Origin of the sequence: Rhizobium sophorae, assembly GCF_013087515.1 — a bacterium.
In the GTDB taxonomy this organism is placed as follows: domain Bacteria; phylum Pseudomonadota; class Alphaproteobacteria; order Rhizobiales; family Rhizobiaceae; genus Rhizobium; species Rhizobium sophorae.
The window spans coordinates 82,848-99,662 of the sequence record NZ_JABFCN010000014.1; the positions used below are offsets into that span (position 1 = coordinate 82,848).

Genomic DNA, 16,815 nt, shown 5'->3' on the forward strand with positions numbered 1-16,815 from the left:
CATGAATAGCAACGTTGATCATCGAAAACCACGGCTCGTTTTTTTTCAATGGGACCATCAGCCCAATGCGAACGCGGCCAGTTACCTGCTGCTGCACATGCAGCAGCAGGTCAAATGCCTCGCAACACATTTCGATGTCGTCGTCATTAACCGCGACTGCGATTATGCAGAGATATGCGACAGGTACGAGCCGGATCTGACCCTGTTTGAAAGCGGTTATCGGTCGCATGGCTCACGTCGAATAAAAATCACCAACACCAATACCCATATCGCCGTTCCGAAGCTTGGCCTGCATAACGCCGACGCATGGTGTGATCGACGCGCGGGCTTCCTTTCCGATATGGAGCAGTGGGGCATCGAGACGTATTTCGCGATCGCAACGATGACTCCGGAATATATGCCAGCGGTGAAGGAGAATCTGTTCGTCTGGCCAAATTTCATCGATCCCGAAGTCTACCACGACTATGGCCAGCAAAAGGTCATCCCGGCCATGCTCACAGGTCAAGCTTATGGCCTTTATCCCTGGCGACAGACGGTCTTTCCGATGATCCGCGACCGTTACCCCTGCCTGGTCTCGCCGCAACACGCCTATGAGAGCAAGCTGGCTTCCCAGCTCCTGTCTGGAGAGGCTTATGCACGCGCACTCAACGCGAGCCTCGTCGTCCCCACATGCGGCACCATGGGCGGGGAGGTCGTTCGCAAGCACTTTGAGATTCCCGGGGCAAAGGCCTGTCTCGTGACCGAACGCACGGCAGCAGTGGAAGCAGCCGGCTTTGTCGACATGGAGAACTGTGTCTTTGTTGACGGCCACAACGTGGTCGAGCGACTAGATTACCTTTTTGCCCATCCCGACGAAATACAGCGTATCACGACAGCCGGTTACAGTTTGATCCATTCGCGTCATACACTGAACCACAGGCCGCAAATATATCGATGGTTCATGCTAAGCAAGGGCCTGCAGTTCGGCGAAAAGATCATCCAGTCCGGCCCCTTCGGCGATCTTACAAAGGTCAAACGTATCTCCAAGCAAGAGAGCGTCCATATCGTGGGGGAAGCGAGCGATCGCGTTTTGCTGAAGCAGGGTGACTTGCTTCTCGAGCAGGGCAGGGTGGAGGACGCCAAGCAACGCTACGCACGCTGCCTGGATTATGTATCCTACCTGCCCGAAGCCAAATTCCGCCTTGCCATCTGTGCATTGCAGGAGGGTGACGCCGATCGCGCCTATGGCCTTCTGGTGGACCTGGTCAAGGTGACCATGACCGAATATGGGGCAATCGACCCGGATCCGGTCGAGTGGGCGTACTTCCTTCTCTCTTTGATCTGCAGGGGCCAGTTCGAGCGGGCGCGGAGGCTGCAAGATTTCTATCCATCGCTATCCCACGACGAATTCAGGCGCGCGCGCCTCGTCATTGCGCAACTCGGTCGCTCAGGCGATGGGGTCGTCTCGGGACGGTATGGCAGGGATCGAAAGAGTATTCACCAGATCCCCGATCGGAGCGATTCCGAGTGGCTTGCATGGTTCTCCGACATCCTTGAGCGCTGTCAGCAGCCAGATCTTGCTAATGTTCTTCGTCACGCTCCCGTTGGCGGAAGCGGGGCTGTAGCGTCTCTACACTTCAAACGTGATGCTGGCTGGCGCCTGCGACTATATTCAGGCGTCGATGGCCTCATGATCAAACTGCGCCTGAATGGCCTGAGGCCGAATGTACCGCCTCTGCCGGAGTTCCGATATCTCTGGCATCTTGCGCGGGGGCTGGTCCCTCATTCGCAGAGAGGCCCGTTGCGCAGGATTCGAATGGCGCTTTCCAGGCCTCCTGCGGGCACCGGCAATTAAAGCCTTTCCGGGTTAGATTGAAGCATTCTGTTGGCTCAAACGGAGTCGGATGGTCGACCGGCCCGTTTCAGCCAACCTTCCCGCAGATTTGCCTGGCAAATCTGCAAGACTTAGAATCGCCGGACGCACCTATTGCTTCGCATGGCGAAGCAGTGCGGCCGGTGGGCCGGGCATCTTTCCGCCAGGGCAAAGGCGAACGGCTCGGACGTACCTTGGGGTATGCCCGTCGCCAATCGCCTTTGCCCTGACGAAAACCTGCTCCGGTAGAATGCTTCAATCTAACCCGAAAAGGCTCTCTAGCTGTGGAGAAATCGCACGTCCAGGCAGCCTCACCTGGAGAGGCGCGCATGACTACGCCCCAGGTGAGGCTGAAGGTGCTCCAACTGAGGCGTTCTGGCATCAAATCGCGGACTCGGTGGCGTATTTGCGGCGCAGCCACCGAGGATGTTTAGAGCGAGAACGCGCTCGTGATGCGACGCAAGATCTGATCGGTCGACCGCATCAGCACAGGCTGTTTGCTGCAGAGCCGCTCGAAAGAAAAAGATCGTTGAGCTTGAACACAACTTCCGTCCTGTTCGTTGCTTTGACCTTTTTCATAATATTGCGAACATGCACCTTTACAGTACTTTCTCGCAGATTAAGCTCATAGGCGATAATTTTATTCGCCTTTCCGCGTCGGAGCGCCTCCACGACTTCGACCTGACGATCCGTGAATATGCCGGCTAGCGGGCGTGCGGTCGAAGTGCTCGAGTCCAGCAAGTGACGCATGGCGAACAGGGCGCTTGCAGGCACAAAAATTCCCCCCGCCACTGACAGCGCGATCAACTCCATACAGACACTGACGCTGACTGAGGCGGGTATGAACCCTTTGGCTCCGTACTCAAGCGCCCTAACGATTTGACCGAAATCGTCGCTATCAGCCAATACGATGAGGGGCGTTGATACGAATTCCGATGAAAGTTTCCGGATTTGCTCCGAAACGGCCGGTTCATCTATCTTTTTGCCGCCGACGTTCAAGAGGATTGCCGAAAGCGGAGGATATTCATCGCGCTTCTGCTTCCACTCCTCAATTGTTCCAAATGCCAGAATCTGCAAGTCCGCTTTTTGGGCAGCCATGCATTGCGCCAGGCATTGACGATCGAGCTCACGATTATCGAGAATCACAAGCGAATGCGTGTGTCCTCCCGGGACGGCAGGTGGGTTCGAATTATTTTCCATCCTGAGCGGAAAAGCTACGTTCTCCTGCCTGAGGTCCAAATTCGGTATAAGTGCTGAATTCACAGCTTCACCCTCCCCTAACACGTTACGCTCAACTACGCCCCGAGTACCAACCCCTCTCAATACGGGGGTTTAGGAAACTCTAAAGTAGGAATCGAATACCACAGTTCGCGGAACGTTACAGTAGCTAATATAGGCTAAGTAGCGCACAACTTCCATCATAAGTCGGAAATAGAAAGATAAATCTGAAGTAGTCTTGAGTGTTACTAGATAGTTTGCAGGATAAACTTCATCGTTACACCGTAGTCTGCGACAGGCCACTAAATGCATGGAAACAATCGCAGTCTACAGCGTAGGACCGGCAACGGATGCGGCAGGTGAGCCCGCCACCAACGTTGATCGCTGTATGATTAAGGGCGTAAGTCGTCATAGGTAGATACGCCTTTAGGTGAATAACCTTAAACGTTTTGTTTCTTTACTCAGATGCAGAAAACAATTCTCTTTGGACTGTAGAAAAATATTAGTCCTGTCGGTGTGAAACCTCGGGTGCAATCAAGCGATTGTTTGTTTCAACTGAAAAGTCTGGACCTGTTCAAGAGTAGGGGGTTTTGCAGGGATGATTGCATCAAACGTCAAGCTGGATGACGGCACCATTATCCACCATCCGGACCTTGTGAATCTTTACGGCTGCACGATCGGCGCGGGAACGCGTATTGGCACCTTCGTCGAGATTCAGAAAAACGTCCTGGTCGGAAAAAGCTGCAAGATCTCAAGCCATTCCTTCCTCTGCGAGGGCGTCACGCTGGAAGACGGCGTTTTCATAGGCCACGGGGTCATGTTTACGAACGACATATACCCGCGCGCCGTCAATCCGGATAGCAGCCTTCAGACGGAGGCCGACTGGATTGTCGTCCCGACCCTGGTCAAGCGCCATGCGTCGATCGGCAGCAACGCCACCATTCTGCCTGGCGTGACCATCGGAGAGGCTGCCCAGGTCGGCGCCGGAGCGGTTGTAACAAAGGATGTGCCCGATGGCGCCATTGTCGCTGGCGTTCCGGCCAGGGTGATCGGTCGCGTCAATGACGGGCCAGTCGACATGTATGCGTTGGGAGGAATGAAATGATCGGCATTGCTGTTGTCGGGTACGGGTATTGGGGTCCGAATCTGGTTCGCAACATCTCGGAGGCGGCCGGAGCTCAGCTCATTTCTGTCTGTGATCTCAATGTCGAACGGTTGGCGGCTGTTAAAAGCCGGTATCCCGCAGTGACGATCACCGATGATTTCGAGGAAGTCCTGCGCGATCCAAGAGTGGATGCCATCGCTATCGCGACGCCGGTCTTCACCCATTTCAAGCTCGCAATGCAGGCTATGATGGCTGGAAAGCATGTCTTCGTCGAAAAGCCGATGGCATCGACGACGGAGGAAGCCTCGCGGATGGTCGAAGAGGCCACACGCCGACGCCTGGTGCTGGCGGTAGATCATACCTTCGTCCACACCGGCGCCGTCCGCAAGATGCGCGAACTGGTCGAAAGCGGCTTAGGTGACATGTATTACTATGACTCGGTTCGGGTCAATCTGGGGCTCTTCCAGCACGATGTCAGCGTCATCTGGGACCTCGCGGTGCATGATCTCTCCATCCTGGACCATGTCGTGCAGGAAAGGCCGGTGGCTGTTTCAGCGACCGGCATGAGCCATGTACTCGGCGAGCCGGAAAACATCGCCTATCTGACGCTCTTCTTCGAAAGCAAGCTCATCGCACATATCCACGTCAATTGGCTGGCTCCCGTCAAGGTGCGCCGCACGCTGATCGGCGGCAGCAACAAGATGGTCGTCTACGACGATCTGGAGCCCAGCGAAAAAATCAAGGTCTACGACAAGGGCATTACGCTAAACCCCAATTCTCAGGCCTATGGCGAGAAGGTGCATCAGATGATGGTCGGCTACCGCAGCGGCGACATGTGGGCGCCCAAGCTCGATATGACCGAAGCATTGAAGCGCGAACTGGATCAATTCGTCGAGTGCATCGAGCAGAATTCGCGACCCATTACGGACGGCCATGCCGGCCTGCGTGTCGTTCGCATCCTTGAAGCAGCAAGCCGGTCGCTCGCCCAGCGCGGTCGCATCGTCGAGCTCGAAGAGGCGAGGCGCATCGCATGATCCCATTCCTCGACATCAAAGCGCAATATGCGTCGATCAAGGGCGAGATTGACGCCGCCGTGCTGGGCGTCCTTGCCTCGGGACAGTACGTATTGGGCGACGAGGTCGCGCGTTTCGAGCAGGAATTCGCCGACTATTGCAACGTCAAGCATGCGATAGCCGTCAACACCGGAACGAGTGCCTTGCATCTTGCCCTCCTTGCGTCGGGCGTTGGCCCCGGCGATGAGGTCATTACCGTGCCATTCACGTTCGTCGCAACCGTGTCGGCGATCTGCTATACGGGCGCACAACCCGTATTCATCGATGTTGAGCCCGTGACACTCACGATGGATCCGGCTGAGGTCGAGGCAAAGATTACTCCCCGGACCAAGGCCATTGTCCCCGTCCATCTCTACGGTCAAATGGCCGATATGGATGCGATCAAGGCAATTGCCGACCGCCACGGGATACCCGTCATCGAAGACGCCTGCCAGGCCCATGGGGCGCAATACAAAGGCCACCGCGCCGGCAGTATCGGCGTATCCGGCTGCTTCAGCTTCTATCCGGGCAAAAACCTCGGCGCCTGCGGCGAGGGGGGTATAGTCGTTACCAATGACGATGATCAGGCCAAGACGATGCGCATGCTGCGTGACTGGGGTCAGGAGCAACGCTATCACCATCTGCTGAAAGGCTTTAACTATCGCATGGACGCCATTCAAGGCGCGATCCTGCGTGTCAAGCTCCGGCACCTTGAAGACTGGACCGAGGCACGTCGCAGCCATGCGCGCCGCTACTCTTCGCTGCTTGCCGGATCGACGGATTTGACGACTCCTGTTGAAGCAGCCGACCGGCGTCACGTCTATCATGTCTATGCCATAAGAAGCCACGATCGCGAAGGGCTTCAACGCCTGCTCAGCGCGGAAGGCATTCCGTCCGGGCTCCATTATCCTATCCCTGTTCATCTGCAGAAGGCCCATGCCGACCTTGGTTACCAGGCCGGGGATTTCCCGGTCTCGGAAGCTGCGGCACGGGAGGTCCTCTCGCTGCCGATCTATCCAGAGATGCCTGTACGACACGTTGACCAGGTGGTCGCCGCGTTGGAGTACGCCTATGTCAGTTAACGGCGCAGGCGAGGCTCGACTGGTGCAGGCGGTCCATGGTCGCCATGAAAGACCGGCAGATCCTGGCTACCAAACCGGGTTGGTCGAAGAGCTCAGACAATCATACGGGCGCGCTGGCCTGATAGACCTCTATGGTCGTTTCGCCACAGGCGACGGTGTCGTCGACACACTGATGCGGAAAGCCATTTGGCAAGCGATCGCGCGGAGCTGCGGCGCGGGACTGCAGGTTGCGGGCGGCGCCGGTTTCAAACATCCGGAAACGTTTGAAATCGGCAATGGCGTGTTCATCGGCGCCCAGGTCTATATCCAGGGCCGCTTCGACGGCACTTGCGTGATCGGCGACAATGTCTGGATCGGCCCGATGGCCTATTTCGACGCACGCGACCTGGTTATCGAGGATTGTGTCGGCTGGGGGCCGGGCGCCAAAGTGCTTGGGTCGACCCACACCGCACTGCCGGTAGATGTGCCGATCATTCGCACGGATCTCGAAATCAAGCCGGTCCGCATCGGCGCATGGGCCGATATTGGAACGAACGCAACAATTCTTCCCGGCGTGAGCATCGGAAAGGGAGCGATCGTCGGAGCGGGCGCAGTCGTTGTTTCCGATGTCGAACCGTTTTCAGTCGTGGCGGGTGTGCCGGCGAAGTTCATACGCTGGCGCACGGAAGCCGATCCTGTGCTGGATATATCGCATGGAGGAAGATCGTGAGAAATCAACGGGTACTCATTACCGGCGGAGCCGGCCTGATCGGGTCGCATATCGCCGATCTCGTCGCATTGGAGAAGCCGCGCGAGATTATCATCCTCGACAACTTCGTGCGTGGACGCCGGGACAACCTCAGCACGGCAATAGCTGGCGGGTCCGTAAACATCATCGAGGGAGATATCCGTGACAGAGCCTTGTTGGCGAAAACCTTCGAGGGCGTGGACATCGTCTTTCACCAGGCGGCTATCCGCATCACGCAGTGCGCCGAAGACCCACGGCTTGCCTTCGATGTACTGGCCGAAGGCACGTTCAATGTTCTCGAAGCTGCCGTAAAGGCAGGTGTGTCGAAGGTCGTCGCTGCCTCTTCGGCCTCTGTGCTGGGCTTGGCCGAGAGCTTTCCGACCACCGAAGCGCATCATCCCTATAATAACAGGACGATCTACGGGGCGGCCAAGACGTTTAACGAGGGGCTGCTTCGCAGCTTTGCGGAGATGTACGGTCTGCGCTATGTGGCGCTGCGCTATTTCAACGTATACGGGCCGCGAATGGACGTTTACGGCGCCTATACCGAAGTGTTGATCCGCTGGATGGAACGCCTGGCGACCGGAATGCCACCCCTTGTCTATGGCGATGGCAGCCAGACGATGGACTTCGTCGATGCACGTGACATCGCCCGGGCAAACCTGCTGGCTGCGAAGAGCGATGTCACGGATGAAGTGTTCAATGTCGCGAGCGGCGAGGAAATAAGCCTCCTGCAACTTGCGCAGATGCTGAGCAGCATCATGGGTGTCTCACTCGAACCGCAGCATAAGGAAGCCCGCACGGTCAACGGCGTGACCCGTCGTCTTGCCGATATCAGCAAGGCCGAGAAGCTTCTGGGCTTCAAGGCGGAAATATCGATGGAGCAAGGGCTTCGCGACCTTGTCGCATGGTGGCAGATGAAGACCGCTGCGGCAGGAGGGCAAGCTGCATGAGCCCGTCTCTATCAACGATTCCGGTCGCCAAGCCCGTCCTCGGAGAAGAGGAGGCTGAGGCCGCGCGCCGCGTTATTATGTCAGGATGGGTAACGCAGGGGCCGGAAGTCGTGGCCTTCGAGGGCGAATTCGCGGCCTTTGTCGGCGCTGCACATGCCTGCGCCGTTTCAAACTGCACGACCGCACTGCATCTCGCCTTGATGGCGGTCGATGTCGGCGCCGGCGATGAAGTCATCACGGTCAGCCATTCGTTCATCGCCACCGCGAATGCTGTTCGATACTGCAATGCGGTGCCTGTCTTCGTCGACATCGAAGCAGATGGTTACAATATCGACCCCAGCCTGATCGAAGCAGCCATCACGCCCCGCACCAAGGCAATCCTATGTGTGCATCAGCTTGGCATGTCTTGCGATCTCCGGTCGATCGTGGAGATCGGCAAGCGCCGTCAGCTCCCGGTCATCGAAGATGCGGCATGCGCGACGGGAAGCGAAATCTTGTGGGACGGGCGTTGGGAAAAGATCGGCAAGCCGCATGGCGACATTGCCTGTTTCTCCTTCCATCCCCGAAAGGTCGTCACGACAGGTGATGGTGGCATGTTGACCACCGCCAATCCCGAATATGATCGAAAATTCCGGCTGTGGCGTCAGCATGGCATGAGCGTCACCGATGCTGTTCGCCATGGCTCGAAACAGGTGATTTTCGAAGACTATGACGAATTGGGCTACAACTACCGTATGACCGACCTTCAGGCTGCCGTCGGAAGGGAACAGTTGCGGCGGCTGCCGGGGCTGATTGCGCAGCGCAGGCGGCTCGCCGAGCAATATCGTGAGCGCCTGTCTACGATCCCTGGACTCTCACCGGTCGAGCCGCATTGGGCCCGTAGCAACTGGCAGAGCTTTTGCGTGAGGCTGCCTGATGCCGTCGACCAGCGGACCGTCATGCAGACTCTGCTCGACCAAGGGATCTCGACCCGGCGCGGCGTGATGAACATTCATCTGGAAGGTGCCTATTCCGACCAGAATTCTCATCGTGCTGCCACAAGCCTGAAGCGAAGCGTGGCAGCGCAGCGGCAAACAATAATCCTGCCTCTTTATGCTCAGATGACGGATCTCGACATCGTCAGGGTTGTCGAAGCACTTCGAAGCGCATTGGCTGAGGCGGCCAGCATACCCGCCGCCGTACAGCACGGTCGGGACATCGCTCTTGTGTGATGTCTTGATTGCGTGATGCAATCTTTGCTGTGCCGCAGGGCCTGATGCGCATCGCCTCGATGCGCATTATTTTTTTAGGCGAATTTCGCGATCCATCCTCTGATCACTGCGGGCATCATCTCGGGCGGAAGAAGCTGGACCAGCATGCGCAGCGAGTAGATCCCCGTCAGAGCTACGGCCAAGGCGCCGATCCCTATCGCCGGCCATAGCGGCAAGACCCAAAACGCCGAGAATACCAACACCGATGCAGGTAGGAAAAGCAGCACGTGCCTACGGTTGGCTGCGGACCAGCGGAAGCCGGTAAGCCGCCGCACGATCACGTAAATGAGGATGCTATGCCAGACGTAGAGGCCGAAAAACGCCATGCCGGCTCCTGGCGTACCGAACTTCGATACAAAGTGCCATGCCAGCCCTACATGCACCAGCGTGGCCGCTACCTCCGTCCAGAAGAAAATAGCCTGGGCACGCTTCGCCACGATGATGAAACCCATCGGCCACGCGATGATCCTGAGCATCATGCCAAGGCAGATCCAGCGCAAGAGATCCACCGCCCCATGAAACTCCGAAGAATAGAATAGGCTCATCATGAGCGGCGCCAGCGTCAACGTCGCGAGCAGACCAGGGCCGGCCAGAAGGACGCTGATCTCCGTCTGTTCATTGACCAGGCGGTTGCATTCGACATGATTGTCCGCGGTTGCGGTCAAGCGCGGATAGAAGTCCGTTCCCATCGCCTGCAAAATGAAGCCGGCATAGAGACCGCCCAACCCCCAGGCCGCCTGATACAATCCTGCGGCCATTACGCCTCCGTCCTTCAATATGATGATGCGGATGACATAGGCCGCACCGAAGGTCATAAGTCCGCTCGCCATGAACACGGCGCCGAGTCTCAGCAGAGGTGCCCACTCTTGACCAAATTGGCGAACCGACATTCGCGGCGGGTGTGCGCCTATCCGTCTGCTGTACCACCAGGTGGAGAGCGTTGTGGCGGCCGCAATCGCCACGACCGAGGGTGCGATCGCCTGCGTGCCGAACAGGTAAATCAGCGGGACGGTGATCACCGTGCCGAAAAAACCTGTGAGCACATTGATGCGGGCAAGATCTGCAATGCCACGTAAGCCCTGGATCAACGCAGTCTGCCCGGACGACACTATCCGGAAGAATACGGCGAGCGAGAGCAGCGCAATGCCACCGGCGTGCTGGTAGTCGCCGAAGGTGAAATCCGAGACCGGAAATGCCAGCGCCGCAAGAAGGAGCGCGCCAAGCAAGCCGAGTATCATCGATATGCATCTCAACGCCTTCGCCGACTGTGCGATCCTCGCTTCGTCGCCGGTACCGGCAGCCTCGGCGACCTGCCGCACCCCGCTGCCGCCCAGTCCCAGACCAGCGGCCGTTTGCGCGATATCGACGATTGACTGGTAGAGGCCCATGAGCCCCACGCCTTCTGGCCCAAGCAGAACGGCCAGGGCCTTGTTGCGAATGATGCTCAGAGCGACGTTCACGAGCGAGGAACCGCCCATCAGCATCGTCGACTTGAGGATCTGGGTATAAGTCTCCCCACTGGTTGGGATCATGCGCAAAGTCATCAATTATCCTTCGCCGCTATCCTGTGGGGCAGGATCTCCGGCGCACTGTCGCCGGCATGTTGCCCAACGCTGTCTGGAAGATATGCGGCACAGGCAGTCTTGATGGGGAAGGACGCGCACTTAAAGATCTGGTCGGATTCACGCCAGCCTATATCAAGAGCAACGTCTCTGGCGCTGGTGGTCTGAGCGCCTCGGCGCTGCTCAATCGTCCGCTGCGAGTTCGGTTGCAATACATGCTTTTCGCGGGTCACTGGCTTGCCTGACTGGCGTGTGTCTCAGTTTTACGCGGCAGGTCGGCGGGCGCGGCCTGAGACACCCGATCCGCAATTGGGGTTCGAACGACCCTCACGACATCACCCGGGATCAGCGCCGTTGTTTCGGAGGCCTGGAACTGCCTGATTTGCCCTTTGCTTCGCCGGCTCACTGTAAAGGTCAGCGGGAGCGCCTCGTCGGTGGTAGTCGAGCCTCCCCCTGCCGCGAGATCATCGAGAAGCAGTTTTTGCGTCATCTCGCGCTTCAATTTGAACTGATCGAGGCTTGCCTGTTCCGACTGCAATTCGGAAGCGACTTCGCTTCGCCGCGTATCATAAAGCCCCTCAAGATTTCGCGTTGTCTCACTGATCGCCTGACGGCCCCGCATGATGGCGGTGACAAGGTCGAGCCGATCGGAGCGGTAGGTGGTGAGCAACCGTTCCAGATCCAATTGACGCGACGAGAGTGTGAGGCCTTTCGAGACCAGCGTTTTGACGCTGGTCAGCTGCTCCTCGATCGATTTGATATTGTCCTCCGAGCCCTGCACCTTCTCGCCCAGCATGCCGACTTCACTGTTCAAAAGATCACGCAATTCCGTGAGCGCCTTCGACTGCCTCTCCAGCGCATTTGCTCGAGCCTGAAAAATGACCCGTTCCTCGTTGTATATTCCCGCAGCGTATGGCTGATCGACGCCGAGCGTCTGATCGAACGTTATCTCCGTCGCCCCGGTCATCTCTGCTTTGAGCCGTGCTAATTTGGCAGTGCTGCGCAACAGCGAGTGGTCGATGTCGCGCAATTCGCCTGCGAGTTTGATCGTCTGCGATTGCTGCTGACTTGTGGCGCGGAATGGGCCACCGCTCATTGCCAGGGATTGCAGGACGGTAAGTCCGGAGCGGAATTTGTACTCCCCGGGCGTGGTTACGTCTCCGACGACATAGATTGGCGGGTATTCGAGAATTTCGATGGTGACCGCGGGTGGCTGAACCAATCCGATTTTTTCTTGCAGACGCTTGGCAATCTCGGTTGTGAGGCTGGCGTTATCGCGATTGCCGACGGAAAGGGATCCAAGAAAGGGCAAAAAGACAGCGCCATCATCCGAGACGGTGTATTCGCCGCCAAGCGCATCCCATCGTTCATATTGGCCTTTGGACTGCATCCATTGGACAATCGTCAGACGGATTTTCGTTTGCGGAGCAAAAGGAGTGTCATCGGCGAGAGCCGGCAGTACAGTTCCGGCAAGAAAGACGAGTGTACTGATAACAAGCGTCGCCGGAAAAAACACGTTGAGAACGCGATACGATAGCTTCATTTACATGTCCAGCCTGCAAGAGCATCCTTAAACGGACACTGGTTCAACGCCTTACGCGCTACGCGAGCGTCGGGCGCGAGGTCCGAAGCCGTAGTGCTAGTGTGCAATCTGGCGAAGCCTTGAGGAAGGTGGCGGTTGTTTGCTTCGCCTTATCACTATTGATGAGGTGGGGGGAGGGTGCTTAGCCTAAATCGAGCAGGAACATCTACCCTCGGCGCGGCACAGAGGCATCGGCAGGCGGTCATGCGCGCAGCAAGAGGCGCGCTCGCCGCGAAGCACAGCGATCCCTTGCGGCAGAGCCGTTGTTTGGATCGTCGATGTTGCGAGACGATGATATTGACCGGCGGCGTCGCCTTAACGGTCGGCGCAAAGAAAAAAAGGCCTCGAAACGAACACTTCGCGTGTCTCGCCCATCACGTGGTCCATGCCAACACTGCCGTTTGCCCAAAGGATGCCGCCCGTAGAGCGAAAGGCGTAGGACCTACTCGCTTATTTTTGGGCTATCATTCAGGGCTTCGTAGCAAACGATCCCCGTAGATTCGATCCCGATAATCTCGCGAGAGAGGGCCTGCCATGTATCGCAATGCTCGCCGGTGGACATCACGCTCACTCCTGCTGGATTCGTTGGTTCCCCGATGGTTGACCGTCGGCGGAAAGGGAAAGCCTCGCACGCCTGCCGATAAGCGCGAGGATAGTGCTCAACTTGCGACATCCGTGCAAACGGCGGATGGAAACAAGCATTATGGTACGCTTGTCGACAATCCCGAGAACAACGCGGCGCTCAATGAGCATGATGTTGGACAGAGTGCGGGCGTGATCGGTGACGCGCACGGTCGGGCGCATATCAACCACCCAGCGCCGTCCTCGCCTGACGCTTTCGCAGCAAATCGCGAGACGGGGATTCGGAGCGGTGACACTGCCGCGCCTCGGTTGTTCGCCCACATGCGTGGTTTTGCAGATTCCGAGCGGGACGCGGATGGAGTTGCATTCGGGGCTCAGTCGTCCCTTTATCGCACCTACGCTGGAATGAGCCTCATAGGCGACGATCCTTTGGCGCCGTATCTGCCGCAAAGCCCTGCACCGACAGCTTCGGAGCAAGGTTCTACTGTGGTAACGGGCGAGCGTTCTCATTCGGGCAATGTCGTCATTCTCGAATCGAGCCCGTCAGCGCAGGCGACCGCGCAGCATGATGGAGTTAACTCACTGGCGTTTGGCATGCCCTTTGGTGTGTGCGGATGCGGCTATTTTACGTCCCCCACGCGGATTCTCGATTGGGCCCATGGCGGCGCCATGCTTCAAGAGGACGGTCAATTGCCGGGAACCAGGCTGACCGAGGGGCCGGACTATGTATCGACGATCAAGCGGGCCATAGGCGCCTCGATCAGCGACCCGCTTCTCGATCGTGACTTGTCCCCCCTCTCGGGCTGGCGCGGAACCGCGACGTGGACGGACTCGGCGATCTTGAACGGAGCGTTGCCAGGCGGCGGTGAGATCGGAACGGGCACCGCCGGTTCCAAGGGCATCGGCATCCTTTCCGGCTCGGTGACGACGCCACCTTCTACGCAGCGGTCGTTGACGACGCAAAATCTGGCGGCCGCGGCTGCGGCCAGCAACCTGATCGTGCTGGAAAACCAGAAGCAGGGTAACCCGGAGAGCGAGTGGGGCATCGACGGTGCCGGTAGCTCCAACATCGAGGGATTTGCGACCGACATCAGCGTCGACAACGGCAAGACGATCAGCTTCAAGATCAATACCAATTCCACCAATTATCGGATCGACATATACCGGCTCGGCTATTATGGCGGCATGGGCGCCCGCAAGGTCGACACCATTCAGCATACCGGATTGCAGACACAGCCAAATCCGTTGCGCAACGCCTCGACCGGCACGGTGGATGCCGGCAACTGGGCCGTGTCGGCCTCGTGGACTGTACCGGAGGACTCCGTCTCGGGTGTCTATATCGCCAAGCTCGTGCGTCAGGATGGCACCTCCGGCCAAAATCATATCCCGTTCATCGTGCGCGACGACGACAGCCAGAGCGACATCGTCTTCCAGACCGCAGATCAGACCTGGCAAGCTTACAACGGCTGGGGCGGCGCAAACTTCTATGGCGGCAACGGTCCGGCGACGGGGCAGGGTGCTGGTCGCGCCTATGCGGTCAGCTACAACAGACCGATTGCGACCCGCGGCGGGGTTGGCACTTTTGCCGGTCCGCAGGATTACCTGTTCGGCGCCGAATATGCGGGTATCTATTGGCTGGAACAGAACGGCTACGACGTGTCCTACCTGTCGGGTGTCGACGCCGACCGTTATGGCAGCCTGTTGCTCAATCACAAGACTTATATTGATGCCGGGCACGATGAATACTGGTCTGGGCAGCAGCGGACAAATGTCGAAGCCGCGCGCGATGCGGGCGTCAACCTGATGTTCTGGAGCGGTAACGAGGTCTATTGGCGCACCCGTTGGGGCAATGCCTATAGCGCCGACGGCACGCCTTATCGCACTCTGATCTCGTACAAGGAGACATGGTCGCCCAGCGCGAGCATTGACCCTTCCAACGAATGGACAGGCACATTCCGTGATCCGCGCCTCAGCCCACCCGCCGTCGGCGGTGGAAACCCGGAAAACTCGCTGACCGGACAGTTGTTCAAGGTCGATGATGTCGGCAGCAATCTCCAGGCGATCAAGGTCGGATATGACGACGCCAACCTGCGCTTCTGGCGCAATACGAGCGTTGCCAATCTTCAGCCTGGCCAGACGGCAACGCTCACCAAGAACTATCTTGGTTACGAATGGGACGAAGCGGTCGATAATGGCTTCGATCCGGCTGGCCTTGTCAAGCTGTCGTCGACGACGGTTCCGGTCAGCACCTACTTGCTCGACTACGGAAACACGACCGGAAATGCGACCTCGACCCACAATCTGACGCTCTATCGTGCGCCGAGCGGTGCGCTGGTGTTCGGCGCCGGTACCGTCTACTGGACATGGGGCCTCAGCGACAATCACGACAAGGAGGCGACTCCGACCGATCCCCGCGTGCAGCAGGCGATGGTCAATCTGCTTGCCGACATGGGCATTCAGCCGGGAACACTGCAATCCGGACTCGTCGCTGCAACCAGTTCCACGGACCTTGTTGCACCGACGTCCGTCATCACCGTACCCGCGACGGTGGCCGTTGGATCCACCGTGACGATTACAGGCACCGCTGCCGACACGGGCGGCGGGGTCATCGCCGGCGTCGAAGTTTCCACCGACAACGGGGCGAGCTGGCATCCGGCGACAGGCGATGAGAACTGGACTTATACCTGGTCGCCGCAGGTCGCCGGCAGCTACACGATCCGGTCCCGCGCCGTTGACGATAACATCAACCTTGAAACGCCCTCGGCAGGACGCACGGTCACCGTCGGCGGGCCGAGTTATACGTCCCTCTTCGGCGCGGCGACGCCAGCCGTCGTCAACACAAACGATACGTCGGCTGTCGAGCTCGGGGTCCGCTTCCAGACCTCTGCGGCAGGGACCATCACCGGCATCCGCTTTTACAAGGGCAGCCAGGATACGGGTACCCATACCGGTTCGCTTTGGTCGAGCACTGGTACGCAGCTCGCGACCCTCACCTTCACGAACGAGACCGCCAGCGGCTGGCAGACCGCGTATTTCTCCAGTCCTGTGGCATTGACGGTCGGGCAGACCTACACGGCGTCCTACCATACGAATGCCGGTCGTTACTCGACCACCGCCAACTACTTTGTCTCCAATGTGACGAGTGGGCCGCTGACGGCACCAGCGAGCGGTAATGGCGTATATAGATACGGAAGCACCAGCCTGTACCCTACGGCCACCTTCGATGGGACGAATTACTGGGTCGATGTCATGTTCAATCCGTCGGCCTCGAACACGACGCCGACGGCGGTTGCCGATGCGGGGGATGCGACCGAGAAGGGTGGCGTGGCCAATGGTTCGGGCGGCGTCGTTGCCAGCGGCAATGTGCTGACCAACGATACGGATGCGGATGCCGGTGATACCAAGACGGTCACGGCGATCCGCTTCGGCGCTACATCAGGCACGCTCGGCACGGCACTGAATGGTACCTACGGCAGTCTCGTGCTCAGTGCATCGGGCGTCTATAGCTATGCCGTCAACGAGACCAATGCCGCCGTCCAGGCATTGCGGCAATCGAGCAACACGCTGAGCGATGTCTTCAGCTATACGATGCGTGACACGGCCGGCGCGACAGCCACGGCAAACCTGACCATCACCATCCATGGCGCCAACGACGCGCCGGTGCTGGCGGTCCAGACGGCTAGCCAGAACGCCACCGTCGGCTCTGCCTTCTCGTTCACGCTGCCGACGACGACCTTCACCGATGTCGATAGCGGCGAGACCCTCACCTATGCGGCAACGTCTGCCGACGGCACGGCGCTGCCTGCCTGGCTGAGTTTCAATGCCTCGACCCGGACCTTCACCGGAACGG

The 16,815-nt window shown here is 58.4% G+C and carries 12 protein-coding genes; 8 read left to right on the top strand and 4 right to left on the bottom strand.

Translation table 11 applies throughout. The features are described from left to right. Position 1: 1 nt before the first annotated feature. Complete coding sequence (locus G9X64_RS08340) at positions 2-1,834, top strand: glycosyltransferase family protein (protein ID WP_171376357.1); 1,833 nt, start codon at positions 2-4, stop codon at positions 1,832-1,834. A gap of 501 nt (positions 1,835-2,335) precedes the next feature. On the opposite strand, the gene G9X64_RS08345 is transcribed toward G9X64_RS08340, so the two are convergent. Continuing rightward, positions 2,336-3,115: a response regulator transcription factor gene (locus tag G9X64_RS08345; protein WP_168307699.1), complete on the bottom strand. Its 780-nt coding sequence runs from the start codon at positions 3,113-3,115 to the stop codon at positions 2,336-2,338. 553 nt (positions 3,116-3,668) lie between these two features. Between G9X64_RS08345 and G9X64_RS08350 the strand changes: the two genes are divergently transcribed. The 6 genes from G9X64_RS08350 to G9X64_RS08375 are packed head-to-tail and all read left to right on the top strand — an operon-like array spanning position 3,669 to position 9,200. Then, positions 3,669-4,175 (top strand): acyltransferase, encoded by a 507-nt coding sequence (locus G9X64_RS08350; protein ID WP_168307700.1) that lies wholly within the window; start codon positions 3,669-3,671, stop codon positions 4,173-4,175. After that, complete coding sequence (locus tag G9X64_RS08355) at positions 4,172-5,209, top strand: Gfo/Idh/MocA family protein (protein WP_168307701.1); 1,038 nt, start codon at positions 4,172-4,174, stop codon at positions 5,207-5,209. The genes G9X64_RS08350 and G9X64_RS08355 overlap by 4 nt, the downstream gene beginning before the upstream one ends. Next, positions 5,206-6,309: a DegT/DnrJ/EryC1/StrS family aminotransferase gene (locus tag G9X64_RS08360; RefSeq protein ID WP_168307702.1), complete on the top strand. Its 1,104-nt coding sequence runs from the start codon at positions 5,206-5,208 to the stop codon at positions 6,307-6,309. The genes G9X64_RS08355 and G9X64_RS08360 overlap by 4 nt, the downstream gene beginning before the upstream one ends. Beyond that, a complete protein-coding gene (locus G9X64_RS08365; RefSeq protein WP_171376358.1) occupies positions 6,299-7,018 on the top strand; it encodes an acyltransferase in 720 nt (239 codons plus the stop codon). The genes G9X64_RS08360 and G9X64_RS08365 overlap by 11 nt, the downstream gene beginning before the upstream one ends. Next, positions 7,015-7,989, top strand: a complete 975-nt coding sequence (locus tag G9X64_RS08370; RefSeq protein WP_168307704.1) for an NAD-dependent epimerase/dehydratase family protein — start codon at positions 7,015-7,017, stop codon at positions 7,987-7,989. Before G9X64_RS08365 ends, G9X64_RS08370 begins: the two co-directional genes overlap by 4 nt. After that, complete coding sequence (locus G9X64_RS08375; protein ID WP_171376359.1) at positions 7,986-9,200, top strand: DegT/DnrJ/EryC1/StrS family aminotransferase; 1,215 nt, start codon at positions 7,986-7,988, stop codon at positions 9,198-9,200. The genes G9X64_RS08370 and G9X64_RS08375 overlap by 4 nt, the downstream gene beginning before the upstream one ends. A gap of 74 nt (positions 9,201-9,274) precedes the next feature. On the opposite strand, the gene G9X64_RS08380 is transcribed toward G9X64_RS08375, so the two are convergent. The 3 genes from G9X64_RS08380 to G9X64_RS36450 all read right to left on the bottom strand — a co-directional run bounded on the left by G9X64_RS08380 (position 9,275) and on the right by G9X64_RS36450 (position 13,196). Further along, on the bottom strand, positions 9,275-10,783 hold the full coding sequence (locus G9X64_RS08380) for an O-antigen translocase (protein ID WP_168316183.1): 1,509 nt from the start codon (positions 10,781-10,783) through the stop codon (positions 9,275-9,277). A 247-nt stretch (positions 10,784-11,030) separates the two neighbouring features. Next, complete coding sequence (locus G9X64_RS08385; protein ID WP_168316182.1) at positions 11,031-12,344, bottom strand: polysaccharide biosynthesis/export family protein; 1,314 nt, start codon at positions 12,342-12,344, stop codon at positions 11,031-11,033. A gap of 606 nt (positions 12,345-12,950) precedes the next feature. Next, entirely contained in the window at positions 12,951-13,196 is a 246-nt protein-coding gene (locus tag G9X64_RS36450; protein WP_246270930.1) for a hypothetical protein, read from the bottom strand. Between the two features lie 438 nt (positions 13,197-13,634). Between G9X64_RS36450 and G9X64_RS36455 the strand changes: the two genes are divergently transcribed. After that, the coding region (locus G9X64_RS36455) for a N,N-dimethylformamidase beta subunit family domain-containing protein (protein ID WP_376766392.1) at positions 13,635-16,815 on the top strand (3,181 nt) is incomplete at its 3' end.

Excerpts from the sequence above, each read along its gene's own strand:
- G9X64_RS08340 (WP_171376357.1), top strand. The coding sequence starts at position 2 with ATGAATAGCAACGTTGATCATCGAAAACCACGGCTCGTTTTTTTTCAA.
- G9X64_RS08350 (WP_168307700.1), top strand. The coding sequence starts at position 3,669 with ATGATTGCATCAAACGTCAAGCTGGATGACGGCACCATTATCCACCAT.
- G9X64_RS08355 (WP_168307701.1), top strand. The coding sequence starts at position 4,172 with ATGATCGGCATTGCTGTTGTCGGGTACGGGTATTGGGGTCCGAATCTG.
- G9X64_RS08360 (WP_168307702.1), top strand. The coding sequence starts at position 5,206 with ATGATCCCATTCCTCGACATCAAAGCGCAATATGCGTCGATCAAGGGC.
- G9X64_RS08365 (WP_171376358.1), top strand. The coding sequence starts at position 6,299 with ATGTCAGTTAACGGCGCAGGCGAGGCTCGACTGGTGCAGGCGGTCCAT.
- G9X64_RS08375 (WP_171376359.1), top strand. The coding sequence starts at position 7,986 with ATGAGCCCGTCTCTATCAACGATTCCGGTCGCCAAGCCCGTCCTCGGA.
- G9X64_RS08380 (WP_168316183.1), bottom strand. The coding sequence starts at position 10,783 with ATGACTTTGCGCATGATCCCAACCAGTGGGGAGACTTATACCCAGATC.
- G9X64_RS08385 (WP_168316182.1), bottom strand. The coding sequence starts at position 12,344 with ATGAAGCTATCGTATCGCGTTCTCAACGTGTTTTTTCCGGCGACGCTT.